Genomic DNA, 14907 nt, shown 5'->3' with positions numbered 1-14907 from the left:
ATCAGTCCTTCAGCCCGGAGGAGCGGTGCAGCACCCAGTCCACCACCAGGTTCACCGAGACGGTGACCAGCGCGATGGCGGCGGCGGGCAGCAGGGGGGTGATGTCGCCGTAGGTGATCAGGGTGGCGTTGTCGCGCACCATCGAGCCCCAGTCCGCCGTCGGCGGCTGGATGCCCAGCCCCAGGAACGACAGCGAGGAGACGAAGAGGAACACGAAGCAGAAGCGCAGCCCGAACTCGGCCACCAGCGGCGCGGAGGCGTTGGGCAGCACCTCCCGCCACAGGATCGAGGGCACGCTCTCCCCCCGCAGGCGGGCGGCGTCGAGATACTCCATCACCGAGATGTTCATCGCGACCGCGCGCGACAGGCGGAACACGCGCGTCGCCTCGATCGCCGCGATGATGCCCACCAGGATCGCGGTCGAGGCGCCGAAGATCGACAGCAGCAGCAGCGCCAGGATCAGCGAGGGCATGGCCATGATCACGTCCACGATCCAGGCCAGCAGCCGGTCGGCCCAGCCCCCGACCGTGCCCGCCAGCAACCCGGTCGCCGCGCCCACCACGAAGGCGATGGCGGTGGTCAGCAGCGCCATGCCGATCGTGTTGCGCGCCCCCCAGATCAGGCGGGAGAGCATGTCCCGCCCCAGGTTGTCGGTGCCCAGCCAGAACTGGTCCGACCACACCTCGAACGCGTCGCCCACGATCTCGCGCTCGCCATAGGGGGCGGCGACGGGGGCGAAGAGGGCCAGCAGCGCCACCGCGGCCAGCACGAGGATGCCCAGCAGCGCGCTCGGCGGGGCGGTGCGCAGCGTCGCGGCGAGTTTCGTCGGCGCGCTCATCGGGCGGTCCTCAGCCGGGGGTTGGTCAGGATCGACAGCACGTCGGCGAGCAGGTTCAGCGAGACGTAGGCGGTGGCGAAGATCAGGCAGGCCGCCTGCACCACCGGCACGTCGCGCGCGGCGACCGAGTCGACCATCAGCTGGCCCAGGCCCGGATAGACGAACACCGTCTCGACCACCACGACGCCCACGATCAGGAAGGCGAGGTTCACCGCCACCACGTTGATGATCGGCGCGAGCGCGTTGGGCAGCGCGTGGCGCACCACCACCCGCCGCGGCGGCAGGCCCTTCAGGCGCGCCATCTCGACATAGGGCGAGGCGAGCACGTTCACGATGGACGCCCGCGTCATGCGCAGCATGTGCGCCGAGGTCGCCAGCGTCAGCGCCAGCGCCGGCAGGGTGGAGCGATAGAGCCACTCCCCCAGCCCCCCGCCGGGCGAGACCGCCGACAGCGAGGGCAGCAGCCCCCAGGAAACCGCGAAGAGGAAGATCATCACGTAGGCCACGAAGAAGTCGGGCATCGAGATCGCGGTCAGCGCCCCGATGGAGATGCCGCGGTCGACGCCGCGCCCCCGGAACAGGGCCGCCACGATCCCCAGCGCGATGGACAGCGGCACCGAGATCAGCGCCGCGTAGGCCGCCAGCGACAGGGTGTTGACCAGCCGCCCCCCGATCAGCTCGGCCACCGGCCGGCCGGAGGCGAGGGAGCGGCCGAAGTCGCCCGTCAGCATGCCGCCGATCCAGTCGAGATACCGGCTCCACGCCGGCTGATCGAGGCCGAGCTGCGTGCGCAGGGCGGCCACCGTCTCGGGCGTGCGGTTCTGGCCCAGGATCGCCTCGGCCACGTCGCCGGGCAGCAGGCCCATGGCGCCGAAGATCAGCACCGAGATCAGCAGCAGCGTCAGCAGCCCCAGCCCGATGCGCACCGCGATCATCCGCGCGAGTCCGCCGCTCATGGCCGGGCCTCCGAGGGGGCCGCCGGGGGAGGCGGAGCGGGACGCGGGATCGCGGCGAGGGCGGGCATGGGCCGGGTCTCTCCTTTTTCGACGTCGGGGCGCGCCGGGCCTCGAGGCCCGCGGCCGCGGAGGCGGCGGGGCCGAGGGCGGGCCGCTCCCTTCGCGACCGCCGGCGCCGGATTCGGCGCGGCGGCGAGTCGCGGTGGCGTTCTCAGGATCATACGAGTCGCATTCGGCCTCTCGATACATTCGGCGTCTTCAATTTTTCAAATCGCGACGAGATCGGCGCGCCTCCGCCGCATCCGTCGTGCCATGCAAACTCCCTGTCGTTATGCGGGAGGCAGGCGTCGCCGAATGGGCGGATCCTGTCGCGGACGGCGTGAGAGCGCCGACTCCCCTTTCCCTGAGCGCGAGGCGCGATGTCATGAACCGCGACGTCTTCATCACCTGCGCCGTCACCGGCGGCGGCGACACGGCGGACAAGAGCCCGCATGTCCCGGTGACGCCCGAGCAGATCGCGAACGCCTCGATCGAGGCCGCCCGTGCGGGCGCGGCGATCGCCCATATCCACGTCCGCGACCCCGAGACCGGACAGGCCGCCCGCCGGCTGGAGCTCTACGAGGAGGTGGTCGCGCGCATCCGCGCCTCGGACGTGGACGTGATCATCAACCTGACCGCCGGCATGGGCGGCGACGTGGTCTTCGGCGCGGGCGAAAGCCCCCTGCCCCTCGACCCCGCCGGGACCGACATGGTCGGCCCGACCGAGCGGCTGGAGCACGTGGCGAAGCTGCGCCCGGAGATCTGCACGCTCGACTGCGGCACGATGAATTTCGCGCTGGGCGACTACGTGATGACCAACACGCCCTCGGTGCTCCGCGCGATGGCGCGGCAGGTGCAGGCGCTGGGGGTCAGGCCGGAGCTGGAGGTCTTCGACGCCGGCCACCTGGTCTTCGTGAAGGAGCTGCAGCGGGAGGGGCTGCTGGACGACCCGCTCCTGATCCAGCTCTGCATGGGCATCCCCTACGGCGCGCCGGCCGATCCGCTGACGCTGATGTCGCTGGTGCACAACCTGCCGGCGGGGGCGCAGTTCTCGGCCTTCTCCATCGGGCGCGACCAGCTGCCTTATGCGGCGATGGCGACGCTGGCGGGCGGCAACGTGCGCGTGGGGCTGGAGGACAACCTCTGGCTGGAGAAGGGCGTGAAGGCGACCAACGCCCAGCTCGTCGAGCGGGCGAAGGGCATCGTCGAGGGCATGGGCGCCCGCGTCATGGGCCCCGCCGAGGTGCGCGAGAAGCTGAAGCTGGTGAAGCATGACTGATCGGAAAACCGCGGCGCTCGTCGGCGGCGGCGTCATCGGCGCCGGCTGGGCCGCGCGCTTCCTGCTGGACGGCTGGAACGTGCGCCTGTTCGACCCCGACCCCGAGATCGCCCGCAAGACCGAGGCCGTCCTCAAGAACGCCCGCGCCGCCCAGGCCGGGCTGATGAAGGGCGCGCCCCTGCCCGAGGAAGGCGAGATCGTCTACGCCGCCTCGATCGCCGAGGCGGTGGCGGGCGCCGACTTCATCCAGGAGAGCCTGCCCGAGCGGGAGGACCTCAAGATCCGGATCCTCGCCGAGATCGACGCGGCCGCGCCGGCGCAGACGGTGATCGGCTCCTCGACCTCGGGCCTGCTGCCCTCGCGCCTGCAATCGGGGATGACCCGGCCCGAGCGGCTGGTCGTCGGCCACCCGTTCAACCCGGTCTACCTGCTGCCGCTGGTCGAGATCTGCGGGGGCGAGAAGACCTCCGACGCCGCCTGCGAGCAGGCCGCCGCGATTTACCGCTCGATCGGGATGCGGCCCCTGCGGGTGCGCAAGGAGATCGACGGCTTCATCGCCGACCGCCTGCTGGAGGCGCTGTGGCGCGAGGCGTTGTGGCTGGTCAACGACGGCGTGGCGACGGTCGAGGAGATCGACGACGCCGTGCGCTTCGGGGCGGGTCTGCGCTGGTCCTTCATGGGCACGTTCCTGACCTACCGCCTGGCGGGCGGCGAGGACGGGATGCGCCACTTCCTCGCCCAGTTCGGCCCGGCCCTGAAGCTGCCCTGGACGAAGCTCGAGGCGCCCGAACTGACCGATGAGCTGATCGACCGGGTCGCGACCCAGTCCGACGCCCAGGCCGGCGAGACCTCGCTGCGCGAGTACGAGGCCCTGCGCGACGCCTGCCTGGTGGCGGTGATGTCGGGCCTGGCCGACCAGCGCTACGGCGCCGGCGAAGTGGTCGAGGCGCGCCGCGAGGCGCTGGCCGAACGGGCCGCCCCGAAGACCTGAGGCCGAGGCGCCCGACAAGAACCGCCCGCCGCCGGCAAGCCCGGCGGCGGGCGTTTTGCGTGCAAGGGCGCCTTGCGCGGGATGCGCGGGTCATCGCGACCCGCAGCGAGCGCCCCTCGCGACCGGGGGGCGGCCCGCAGGGTTCAGCCCGCCTCGGCCCGCACGAAATGGGCAGGGCCGGCCGTCTCCCACCGCCAGCCGCCGGGATCCGCGGGGACGGGGGCGGCGCGCTGCTCCGCCCGTCGGGCGGGATCGGGGCGCGGGGCGGCCGCGAGCAGCTTGCGGGTGTAGCTGTGGCGAGGGTCCGAGAGGACCTGCGCCGTCGGCCCCATCTCGACGATCTCGCCGCGCAGCATCACCGCGATCCGGTGGCTGACGCGTTCCACCACCGCGAGGTCGTGGCTGATGAACAGGAAGCTGACGCCGTCGCGCGCCTGGATCTCGGCCATCAGGTCGGTGACCCGGCGGGCGATGGAGACGTCGAGCGCGCTCACCGCCTCGTCCGCCACGATCAGCGCCGGGCGCACCGACAGCGCCCGCGCGATGCAGATGCGCTGACGCTGGCCGCCGGAGAACTGGTGGGGGAAGCGCTCGGCGGCCTCGGGCTCAAGCCGCACGCGCTCCAGCAGGTCCTCGGCCAGCGCCCGGCGGTCCTTCGGGGAGACGAGGCCCGCGAGGAAGGCGGGCTCGGTCACCAGGTCGGCGATGGGCAGGCGCGGGTTGAGCGAAGCGTAGGGGTCCTGGAAGACCATCTGCATCCGCCGGCGGGCGGCCTTCAGCGCCGACTGGGGCACGCCGGTCAGGGGCAGGCCGTCGAGGGTCGCGTGGCCCGCCTCCGGCTCGACTAGCCGCAGGATCGAGCGGGCGAGGGTGGACTTCCCGCAGCCGCTCTCGCCCACCAGGCCCAGCGTCTCTCCGCGGGCCAGCGTCAGGGAGACGTCGCGCACCACCGGCGGCGGCGCCTTGCGGAAGATCCCGCCGCGGCCGAAGCGGGTGGTGAGGTTGCGGACCTCCAGCAGCGGCTCGGGCGAGGCCAGCGGCGCGGGCGAGCCGGCGCCGAGGCGCGGGATCGCGGCCAGCAGCTCGCGCGCGTAGTCGGAGCGGGGGGCGGAGAACAGGCCTTCGGTCGTCGCCTCCTCGACCTTCTCGCCATGGCGCATGACCACGACGCGGTCGGCCATCTCGGCCACCACGCCCATGTCGTGGGTGATGAACAGGACCGCCATGCCCAGCTCGGCCTGCAGGCTGCGCATCAGGTCCAGGATCTCGGCCTGGGTGGTGACGTCGAGCGCGGTGGTCGGCTCGTCGGCGATCAGCACGTCGGGCTCGCAGGCGAGCGCCATGGCGATCATCACCCGCTGGCGCAGGCCGCCCGAAAGTTCGTGCGGGTGCTGGCGCAGGCGGCGGGCGGGCTCGGGGATGCGGACCCGCTCGAGGGCGGCGAGGCAGGCCGCGCGCGCCGCGCGGCCGCGCAGGCCGCGGTGGAGGCGGACGGCCTCCTCCAGCTGCTCGCCGACGCGCATCACCGGGTTCAGCGAGGTCATCGGCTCCTGGAACACCATCGCCACCCGGTCGCCGCGGATGGCGCGCAGCGCGGCGGGGGGGAGGGTGGTGACCTCCGTGTCGCCCAGGCGGATCGAGCCGCCGGCGATCCTGCCCCCCTCCCGCTCGACCAGGCGCAGGATCGAGAGGGCGGCGGTGGACTTGCCCGAGCCGCTCTCGCCGACCAGCGCCAGGGTCTCGCCGGCGTGCAGGTCGAAGGAGAGGCCGCGCACGGCCTCGTGCCGGCCGAAGGCGACGCGCAGGTCCTTCACCGACAGGACCGGCGGGTTGGGGGGCAGGATGCGGGTCATTCCGCGGCGAGCTCGGTGAAGAACGGGGCGAGCGGGGGGGTCCAGCGGCGGGCGGTGGGGGTGACGGTCGCCTCGAACGGATCGAGGCCGAAGACCTGCCAGCGCACCACGTCCGACAGCTCCAGCATCCCCCAGGCCTCGGCGGGATCGCCGGCGGTGGTGAAGGACTCGGTCAGCGACTGCTGGGTCAGGTGCGGGATGCCGTCGACGGTGGTCACGGTGTTCCAGTGCACGTGGCCCGCCAGCGCCACCACCGGCACGCGGGCCTGGGAGAGGGCCGCGCGCACCCGCTCGGACTGCGGGTAGGTGGCGAGGTGCGGGTTGCGCTGGAAGTAGTAGTTGCCGGTCTGGGCGTGGCCCGACATCGGCACGTGGGTGACGACCAGCGTGGGCTTCGTCGCGGCCTGGATGGTGCGCGACAGCCACAGCAGGTCCGCCTCCGGCAGGTCGAAGCCGGGGCGGGGACGGTCGCGATGGATCTTTGCGTCCGCCCGCCACAGCGCCACGTCCCAGGCGCCGAGGTCCACGACCTCGGAGGCCAGCGGCGCGCCGAGGATGGCGGCGTTCTCCTCGACGCTCAGGTGGTCGCGGTCGTGGTTGCCGCAGACGTGGCGGATGGGCGCGTCGAGGTCGCGGAACACCTCGGCCACCTCGGCCTCCAGCCGCGCGTCGGTCTGGGCGTCGACGTCGGAGATGCGGTCGCCGAGGTCCAGCACCAGGTCGGGCCGCTCGGCGTTGCAGAAGGCGACGAAGCGGGCCAGCAGGTCGAGGCCGGCGTCCCCTCGCTTGGTGTGGGAGGGGAGGCCGTGGTGGATGTCGGCGACGACGGCGATGCGCAGCGGAGCGGTCATGGCGTGGGGCCCTGGATGTGCGGAAAGGGTCGGGCGGGGCTGGACGCCCCGCCCGGGAGATCAGGCGATCAGCTGTCGGCCAGCGAGATCGCGCCGGAGCGGAAGTCGAGCACGTAGGGGATGTGGCCCGGGCGCGGGGCCCAGTTGACCGACTTCTTCATCCCCCAGCTCTCGAACGGGCGGTAGAGCGGCAGGACGGGCGGGTCCTGCTGGATGCGCTCCATCAGCTCGGCATAGGCGGCCTTGCGGGTCTCGACGTCCGACGAGAAGCGGAAGCGGTCCCACTTCTGCGCGTAGTCCTCGTCGGTGTTGAAGCGGCCCTCGCCCTCGGAGGGGCCGTTGGGCGCCCACATCACGCCGAAGGAGCCGAACGGGTCGGCGAAGTACATCGGGTTCGACCAGTTGCGGGCCATCATGTCGGGGGAGCCGCCCGACCATTTCTCGGCGACGTTGACGCGGCCGTTGATGCCCACGGCGGCCCACATCTCCATGATCGCCTGCGCGGCGAGCAGGCCGTTGGTGTAGTAGGTCGGGTGGGTGTCGTAGGTGATCTCGAACCCGTCGTAGCCGGCCTCCTCGAGCAGGGCCTTCGCCCGCTCGGGGTCGTGCTCGAAGGTCGTCAGGTCGGGCTGATGGAGGGCGCCCATCTCGGCCATGGTGTGCGAGGTCGGCACGATCGCCTTGCCCTGCCACAGCGCCTCGTTCAGCAGGTCGCGGTCGATGGCGAGCGACATGGCCTGGCGGATGCGCGGGTCCTGCAGCTTGGGATGATTCACGTTCATGATCATCACGTGGAACAGCGCGGTGGCCGAGCCTTCGGTCTTCAGCGCAGGGTCCGCGTCCACCAGGGCCAGCTGGTCGGGCGCCAGGTTGGTGATCAGGTCGACCTCGCCGGTCTTCAGCGCGGTGATGCGGCTGGCGGTCTCGGCGATCTGCACCACGGTGGCCTTGGCGAGCGGGGCCTTGTCGCCCCAGAAGCCGTCGAAGCGCGAGTAGACCACCCGCTCGCCCGGCGTGAACTCGGAGATCGCGTAGGGACCGGTGCCGACGGGCTTGAGGGAGAACGCCTCGAAGTCGCCGTCCTCGGCCACCTTCGGGTCGCCCGAGAGGGCCTTGGTGTAGTCCTCGGGGATGATCATGACCTGCTGGAGGTTCATGAGGGTTTCCCACAGCGGCTCCTCGCGCTTGGCGTGGACGCGCACGGTGTAGTCGTCGACCTTCTCGGCTTTCTCGAAATTGTTGAGGCGGTCCTTGGAGCGCACGGCGTAGGGCGGGAAGGTCGCCTGGAACATCCGGTTGAGCGAGAAGACCACGTCGTCGGCGGTCATCGCCTCGCCGTTGTGGAAGGTCACGCCTTCACGGAGCTTGAACTCCATCACCTTCGGCTCGACCAGCTCCCACGAGGTGGCGAGGCCGGGCTGCCAGACGGGCTCGATGCTGGCGGGATCGCGGGCGATCAGCGTGTCGAAGGCGTTGTAGTAGAACTGCGAGCCGACGTTGGAGTGGTCGCGGCCGGGATCGAGGTAGGGGGCCACGTTGGCAGCGCCGACGGTGATCTCCTGGGCGGAGGCGGCGAAGCCGAGGCCGGCGGTCAGGGCGGTGGTCAGGAGCAGTCTGAGCATGGGTCTCACTCCGTGAGGGGGAAGGGGCCGCGCGGGGCGGTCTTGTTGTTCGATGGGGGGTCAGCGTTCGCGCAGGCGGACATCTGCCCGGTCGCGCAGCCAGTCGCCGAGGATCTGGACGGCGAAGGTCAGCAGCACGATCAGCAGCGCGGGCACGGCGACGATCCAGGGCGCGCTGGGCATGTAGTCCCGCCCCAGCCCGACCATCGAGCCGAGCGAGGGATGCGGCGGCTGCACGCCGAGGCCGAGGAAGCTGAGCGTGCTCTCGAGGATCACGATGTTCGACAGCGCCAGCGTGAACTGCACCACCAGCGGCGAGACGAGGTTCGGCAGCAGGTGGCGGCGCGCGATGTAGCCGCCCGAGGCGCCGGCGGCGCGGGCGCTCTCGACGAAGGGCTGGGCGGCGAGGCGGCGGGTCTCGGCGCGCACGATGCGGGCGTACTGCTCCCACCCCGCGATGCCGAGGACGAGGACCAGGACCTCCAGCGACGATCCGGCGAGCGCCAGGATCAGGAGCGCGATCAGGGTGAAGGGCACGGCGATCTGCAGGTCGACGAGACCCATGATCAGGTCCTCGACCCAGCCGCGGCGCAGCCCGGCGACGAGGCCCATGGTCCCGCCGATCAGGAGGCCGATCAGCGCCCCGCCCCCGGCCAGCGCCAGCGTCAGGCGCAGGCCGTAGAGGGCGCGGGAGAGGACGTCGCGGCCCAGCTCGTCGGTGCCCAGCCAGTGGCCGGGGGAGGCGCGCTCGAACCCCACGGGCGGGCGCAGGCGGGAGATCAGGCTCTGGCCCAGCGGGTCGTAGGGGGCGACCAGGGGCGCGAGGATCGCGGCGGCGACCAGCAGGACCGCGACGGCCAGCGCGATCAGGCGGATCGGGTCGGCGCCCTCGAGCCGCGGCAGGCGCAGGCGGCGGGGGGCGGGGTCTGCGTAGGCGGTCATGGCGCTCAGTTCCCGGCCAGGCGCAGGCGCGGATCGGCCAGCGAGTAGGCGATGTCGGTCAGCGTGTTGACGACGACGACGGCGAAGGAGACGGCGATCACCCCGAACTGCAGGACCGGGTAGTCCCGCACGATGGCGGCGTTCACCAGCAGCTGGCCGATGCCGGGCCAGGAGAAGATCGTCTCGACCACCACCGAGCCGGCCGCCGCCAGCCCCGCCACCTGCAGCCCGATGACCGAGAGGACCGTGACGGACGCCGCCCGCAGCCCGTGGCGCAGGACCACCGCGGCCTCGGACAGCCCCTTGGCGCGGGCGGTGCGGATGAAGTCCTGCCCCAGCACGTCGAGCATGGCGTTGCGGGTGAAGCGGGTCAGCGCCGCGATCAGCACGCCCGACATGGCGATGGTGGGCATGATGAAGTGCAGGGGCGTCGACGAGCCCACCACCGGCAGCCAGTTCAGCGTGTAGCTGAAGACCAGGATCATGAAGATCGCCAGCACGAAGGCCGGCGCCGCGTAGCCCACGAAGGCCAGCGCGAGGACGGCCGAGCCCACCCAGCTCTTGCGCCACACCGCCGCGATCACGCCCAGCGGGATCGACACCGCGACCGTCAGCGCCACCGCGGCCAGCAGCAGCTGGACCGAGGGCCAGATCCGCTCGGCCACCACGTCGGCGACGGGGCGCCGCTCGACGAAGCTCAGGCCGAAGTCGCCCTCGAAGAGGCCGCGCAGGTAGGCGAGGTACTGGTCCCAGATCGGCAGATCGAGGCCGAAATAGGCGATCATCTGGGTGCGCTGCTCCGCGGTCAGCCCCTCGCCCAGGAAGGTCTCCATCGGCGAGCCGGAGAGGCGGGTCGCGAAGAAGGTGGCGGTGACGATGGCGAGCAGCGTCAGCGCGGTCTTGGCCAGCAGGCGCAGGATCACGAGGGTCATCGCGCGAGGCTCCGGTCGAGGTGGACGAAGCGCACGCCGGCCGCCAGCGCGGCCCGCCCGTCGGTGTCGGGGTTGTCGCCCACGAAGACCGCGTCGGCGGGGGCGACGCCGGCCTCGGCCAGCGCGGCGGTCAGCAGGTGGGGGTGGGGCTTGCCGAGGCTGCGGAAGCTCAGGCCGGGCCGGATCGCGCGCAGGGCCGCGAGCAGCGCGCCGGTCTCGGGCACCGGGCTGCCGTCATGGGCGGGGTGCGAGAGGTCGAGGTTGGAGATCCACAGCTCCGCCCCCCCGGCGACGTCGGCCAGCACCTCGCCCAGCTCCTCCACCCCCGCGGCGGGGTCGCGGCAGAGCAGCGTGGCGGCGGGGACCGGGCCCTCTCCGGGCCGGGCGAGGCTCAGGCCCAGCGCCGCGGCCCGCGCGGCCAGGGGCGGGGGCGCCAGCAGGCGCAGGCGGGCGCCGCGCGGCAGGGCCTCGGCGAGGTGGCGCAGCGTCGCCTCCCCCGCCAGCCACAGATGCGCGGCCGGGACCGCCAGCCCCTGCCCCGCCAGCGCCGCGGCGCAGGCGTCGGCGTCGAGGTCCGAGCGGTTGGAGACGATGCGCAGCCGCGCCCCGCACAGGTCCACGAAGCCGGCGGCGTCGGCGAAGGCCCGCCCCTCGGAGACGAGGCAGCCGTCGAGGTCGCACAGCACCAGCGCCGCCCCCTCGACCATCGCGGGATCGAGCGCGGGCCAGCGCCGGGCGCCGGGCGCCGCTGCGGGGGCGGCATCGAGCGCGGCGGTGCGGAAGGCGAGGTCTGCGTCCAAGGCGGGCTCCTTCGGCGGCGGGCGTCGCCGCGTGGGTTCAGGCCCGCGCCGCGGCGCGGGGGCATGGCAGGGCCCGCGCCGGAACGCGGGAGAGGTCGAGCGGCCCGCGCCACGGCGCGGGAGGGCGCCGCGCCCGGCGGGCCGGGTCGGCGGGGTCTGGGCGCGGGCGCAGGGCGCCGCGCGGATCGCGGGGGTCGTCGCAGGCCGCCTGGGGCGGCCGGCGCGGTCGCGGGGGCGGGGCCCCTCGGTCGACGGGGGCAACCTGCCTCACAGCTGTGACGCGCCTGTTACAGACGGAAGCTAGGGTTTGGCCACCTCGAACTCCGGCTTCGGATTCCCGCCATGACCCTCTCGCCTTCCCGACTCGACGCGCTCCGCCAGGTGGCGGAGGCGGGCTCCTACGCCGCGGCGGCGCGGCGCATGGGCGTCAGCCAGACCAACGTCTCCCAGCGCGTGCGGGCGCTGGAGACGGCCTACGGCGTGCGCCTGTTCCGGCGCGAGCGGGGGCGGCTGGCGGCGACGCCCCTGTGCCTGCAGGTCTGCGACGCGGCCGAGCGGATGCTGGAGGCGGGCGAGCGGGCCGAGCGTCTGCTGAGCAGCGGCGCCTCGCTCGCCCAGGGCTCGATCGCCATCGGCCTCGGCAACGCGATGCCGGGCATGGCGCTGGTGGCCGCGGTCCACCGCGCCTATCCCGGCGTGACCCTGCGGGTCGAGACCGGCAGCCATGAGAAGATCACCCGCGCGGTCCTCAACCACGAGGTCGACGTGGGCGTGCTGCCCGAGGTCGCCCCCGACGCCCGCTTCCGGCGCGAGGCGCTGATGCGCAACGAGGTGATCGCCATCGCGCCCCCCTCCCACCCGCTCGCCCGGCAGGAGACGGCGACGGCCGAGGAGCTGAGCGCCGCGCCCCTGATCTTCCGGGCGCGGGGCTCGTCCACGCAGCGGGTGGTGGACCGGATGTTCGCGCGCGCCGGCCTCTCGCCCACGCCGTTCCTGACGCTGGACGCGCGCGACGGGCTCTACGAGGCGGTGGTCAGCGGGCTGGGGGTGGGGTTCCTCTGGCGCCACGGCACCAGCCGGCAGGACGGGGCGGCGCGGCTGCGTCTGACCGAGGTCTCGGCGCGCGTGGACGAATACGTCTTCAGCCTCGCCGACTCCGGCAGCCGGCTCGTGGACGCCGTCTACGAGGTGGCGCGGGGGCTGCGGGCCGGGGGCGGGCCGACGCCCGCCCCGCCCCGCCTCAGCCCGCGGCCCTGAGGGTGGCCGCCAGCAGCACGTCGGCGCCCGCGGCGCACTGCTCGGGCGTGCTCCACTCGGCCTCGTTGTGGCTGATGCCGGTCTCGGAGGGGATGAAGAACAGCGCCGTCGGGCAGTAGCCCATGATCGGGATCGCGTCGTGGCTGGCCACCGCGAGGATGTCCATGGTCGAGAGGCCCAGCTCCTCGCAGCAGCCGCGGACCATGTCGTTCATCGCCGCGTGGCAGTCGATCGGGCCGAAGGCGAAGTATTGCGCCAGCTCCACGCGCACGCCCCGCTCGGCGGCGACGCGCTCGCACAGGGCGCGCAGCTCCGCCTCCATCTCGGCCAGCGGTCCGGCCTCGACATGGCGGATGTCGCAGCTCACGCGGACCGCGTTGGGGATCACGCCGCGCACGTTGGGCGAGAGCTCCAGGTGCGGAGCGTTGGAGCGGCCGTCGCGGCCCCGCGCCCGGCCGATGGCCTCGATGCCCAGGATCAGCTCCGCGGCGGCGGCGAGCGCGTCGTGGCGCTGCTCCATCAAGGTGGGGCCGACATGGCCCGCCTCCCCCGTCACGCTCGCCACGAAATAGCGCGCGCGGAAGGAGCCGGTCACGACGCCGATGTCCTTGCCGGCCTCCTTCAGCAGGGGGCCCTGCTCGATATGGGTTTCGAGATAGGCGGCGAAGGGGCGTCCGCCGACGGCGACGGTCTCGCCGGGCTCGTCCAGCGCCTCCAGCGCCTGCGCGACCGTCACCCCGTCGGGATCGGTGCGCGACAGGGCGAAGTCGAGCGCCACGTCCCCCACGAAGACCGAGGAGCCCATGGTCATCGGCGAGAAGCGGGCGCCTTCCTCGTTGTTCCAGATCACCAGCTCGACCGAGGCGCGGGTGGCCAGCCCCTCGTCGGCCATGCGCCGCAGGACCTCGAGCGCCGCGATCACGCCGTAGGCGCCGTCGAACTTGCCGCCCGTGGGCACGGTGTCGAGGTGGCTGCCGATCACCACCGGGTCGGCGTCGGGGTCGGTCCCCTCGCGCCGGGCGAAGATGTTGCCCAGCCGGTCGGTCGCGACCGCGAGGCCCAGCTCCGCCAGCCAGCGCCTCAGCAGCGCGCGCGCCTCGCCGTCGAGGGCGTCCATCGCCAGGCGCCGGGCGCCGCCGCCCGGCGTCTCGCCGATGCGGCCCAGCTCCATCAGCGCGTCCCACAGACGCTCGGGGTTCGCCTTAAGCATCGCCGCGCTCCTTCGCGCCCGTTGGAACCAGCCCGCACCAGCGGGCCATGAACAGCGCCATCGCCTTCGTCGCGTGGCGCACGCTGTCGAGGTCCACCCGCTCGTCGATGCCGTGGGGACGCTCGCAGACCGGACCGTAGACCAGCCCGGGCACGCCCTGGTAGAGGCCGAAGAAGCGGGCGTCGGTGGCGGCCGAGCTCGGCTCGGCGCGCAGGGCCTCGCCGGTCAGGCGTTCGTGGACGGCGCCCAGCGCCGCCTCGGGCGCCTCGGCGTTCTCCAGCACGTAGCCCTCGGCCATGTGGCCGTGCCACTCGATCCGCGGCGGCGTGTTGGACAGGTACGGATCCTTGCGCGCCTCCTCCCTCACGCGGGCCTCGATCTCGGCGCGGATGTCGGCGAGGTCGTCGCCGGGGAACACGCCCACCCGCACGTTCAGCACCGCCTTCGCGGGGACCGAGGAGGTCCACTCGCCCCCCTCGATCTCGCCCAGGTTCACGCGGATCGGGTGGGGGTGGTCCTCGTAGGGCGGGCGGTCGCCCTTGCGGGCGTTCCACTCGTCCTCCAGCGCCTTGATGCCGGGCCACAGCAGAAGCGCCTTCTCGATGGCGTTGGCGCCCACGTCCTGGAAGGCGGCCGAGGCGTGCTGCGGGTCGCCGTCGACGTGGACGCGGAACCAGATCAGCCCCACCTCGGCGCGCATCAGCACCGGGCCCAGCGGCTCGGGCACGAAGGCGCAGTCGGCGGCGTAGCCGCGCTGCAGGCAGGCGAGCGTGCCGTTGCCGGTGCACTCCTCCTCGACGACCGACTGGAACCAGACCGGGGCGCCCGGCTCGAATCCCGCGGCGCGCAGGGCGTCGAGGGCGAAGAGCGTGCCGGCGAGGCCGGACTTCATGTCCCCCGCCCCGCGCCCGTACATCCACTTGCCCTCGATCCGCGGCTCGAACGGGGGCGTCGTCCAACGCTCCCACGGGCCGGTGGGCACGACGTCGACATGGCCGTTGAAGATCAGCGAGCGGCCGCCCTCGGCCCGCGCCTTCGGGCGGAAGGCGCCGACCACGTTCCAGGCGTTGGCGTAGTCGGCGTCCACCACCGGCGCGAAGCCGGGCATGTCCTTGATGTCCTCGACCCGCACCTTCCAGCGGTCGACGTCGAGGCCGCGCCCCGCCATGGCGCTTTCCATCAGGTCCTGGACGGTGTGCTCCTGCCCGCGGGTCGAGGGGCAGCGGACCATCGCCTGGGTGAAGCGGATCTGGTCGTCGAAGGCGGCGTCCACGGCCGCGACGATGGCGTCCTCGACGGCGGGATCGAGGGGGAGAGGGGCGGTCATCGCGAAGGCT

The 14907-nt window shown here is 73.1% G+C and carries 13 protein-coding genes; 3 read left to right on the top strand and 10 right to left on the bottom strand.

Features of this window, described 5'->3' with window-relative positions; all coding sequences use genetic code 11:
* Nucleotide 1 precedes the first annotated feature (1 nt).
* Together P2H44_RS19595 and P2H44_RS19590 are read right to left on the bottom strand one after the other, a co-directional pair.
* On the bottom strand, nt 2-838 hold the full coding sequence (locus P2H44_RS19595; protein ID WP_275766219.1) for an ABC transporter permease: 837 nt from the start codon (nt 836-838) through the stop codon (nt 2-4).
* Nucleotides 835-1794, bottom strand: coding sequence for an ABC transporter permease (locus P2H44_RS19590; protein WP_275766218.1), 960 nt, complete (start codon nt 1792-1794; stop codon nt 835-837). The genes P2H44_RS19595 and P2H44_RS19590 overlap by 4 nt, the downstream gene beginning before the upstream one ends.
* Nucleotides 1795-2218: 424 nt before the next feature.
* Between P2H44_RS19590 and P2H44_RS19585 the strand changes: the two genes are divergently transcribed.
* The gene (locus P2H44_RS19585) at nt 2219-3112 is read left to right on the top strand and encodes a beta-keto acid cleavage family enzyme (RefSeq protein WP_275766217.1); all 894 of its coding nucleotides are present in this window, start codon (nt 2219-2221) and stop codon (nt 3110-3112) included.
* A complete protein-coding gene (locus tag P2H44_RS19580) occupies nt 3105-4103 on the top strand; it encodes an L-carnitine dehydrogenase (RefSeq protein ID WP_275766214.1) in 999 nt (332 codons plus the stop codon). Before P2H44_RS19585 ends, P2H44_RS19580 begins: the two co-directional genes overlap by 8 nt.
* Before the next feature lie 143 nt (nt 4104-4246).
* Here P2H44_RS19580 and P2H44_RS19575 read toward each other — a convergent pair whose 3' ends face one another.
* The 6 genes from P2H44_RS19575 to P2H44_RS19550 form a co-directional block, all read right to left on the bottom strand.
* Nucleotides 4247-5956 (bottom strand): ABC transporter ATP-binding protein, encoded by a 1710-nt coding sequence (locus P2H44_RS19575; protein ID WP_275766211.1) that lies wholly within the window; start codon nt 5954-5956, stop codon nt 4247-4249.
* Nucleotides 5953-6807 carry a metallophosphoesterase family protein gene (locus P2H44_RS19570; RefSeq protein ID WP_275766208.1) on the bottom strand — a complete coding sequence of 285 codons (855 nt, stop codon included), beginning with the start codon at nt 6805-6807 and terminating at the stop codon, nt 5953-5955. Before P2H44_RS19570 ends, P2H44_RS19575 begins: the two co-directional genes overlap by 4 nt.
* Before the next feature lie 68 nt (nt 6808-6875).
* Nucleotides 6876-8429, bottom strand: coding sequence for an ABC transporter substrate-binding protein (locus P2H44_RS19565; protein ID WP_275766205.1), 1554 nt, complete (start codon nt 8427-8429; stop codon nt 6876-6878).
* 60 nt (nt 8430-8489) lie between these two features.
* The gene (locus P2H44_RS19560) at nt 8490-9371 is read right to left on the bottom strand and encodes an ABC transporter permease (protein ID WP_275766202.1); all 882 of its coding nucleotides are present in this window, start codon (nt 9369-9371) and stop codon (nt 8490-8492) included.
* A 5-nt stretch (nt 9372-9376) separates the two neighbouring features.
* Nucleotides 9377-10303: an ABC transporter permease gene (locus tag P2H44_RS19555; protein ID WP_275766201.1), complete on the bottom strand. Its 927-nt coding sequence runs from the start codon at nt 10301-10303 to the stop codon at nt 9377-9379.
* Nucleotides 10300-11103, bottom strand: coding sequence for an HAD hydrolase-like protein (locus P2H44_RS19550; protein ID WP_275766200.1), 804 nt, complete (start codon nt 11101-11103; stop codon nt 10300-10302). Before P2H44_RS19550 ends, P2H44_RS19555 begins: the two co-directional genes overlap by 4 nt.
* 342 nt (nt 11104-11445) lie before the next feature.
* Here P2H44_RS19550 and P2H44_RS19545 point away from each other — a divergent pair, with 342 nt between their 5' ends.
* Complete coding sequence (locus tag P2H44_RS19545; RefSeq protein ID WP_275766198.1) at nt 11446-12360, top strand: LysR family transcriptional regulator; 915 nt, start codon at nt 11446-11448, stop codon at nt 12358-12360.
* Here P2H44_RS19545 and P2H44_RS19540 read toward each other — a convergent pair.
* Both P2H44_RS19540 and P2H44_RS19535 read right to left on the bottom strand, forming a co-directional pair.
* Nucleotides 12344-13570, bottom strand: a complete 1227-nt coding sequence (locus P2H44_RS19540; protein ID WP_275766196.1) for an allantoate amidohydrolase — start codon at nt 13568-13570, stop codon at nt 12344-12346. The two genes, P2H44_RS19545 and P2H44_RS19540, sit on opposite strands and share 17 nt — an antisense overlap.
* Complete coding sequence (locus P2H44_RS19535) at nt 13563-14897, bottom strand: ArgE/DapE family deacylase (RefSeq protein ID WP_275766193.1); 1335 nt, start codon at nt 14895-14897, stop codon at nt 13563-13565. The genes P2H44_RS19540 and P2H44_RS19535 overlap by 8 nt, the downstream gene beginning before the upstream one ends.
* Nucleotides 14898-14907 lie beyond the last annotated feature (10 nt).

Source organism: Albimonas marina, assembly GCF_029223255.1.
Classification (GTDB): domain Bacteria; phylum Pseudomonadota; class Alphaproteobacteria; order Rhodobacterales; family Rhodobacteraceae; genus Albimonas.
Note: the sequence above shows the minus strand (reverse complement) of the source record. Positions and strands in the feature narration are given on the sequence as shown.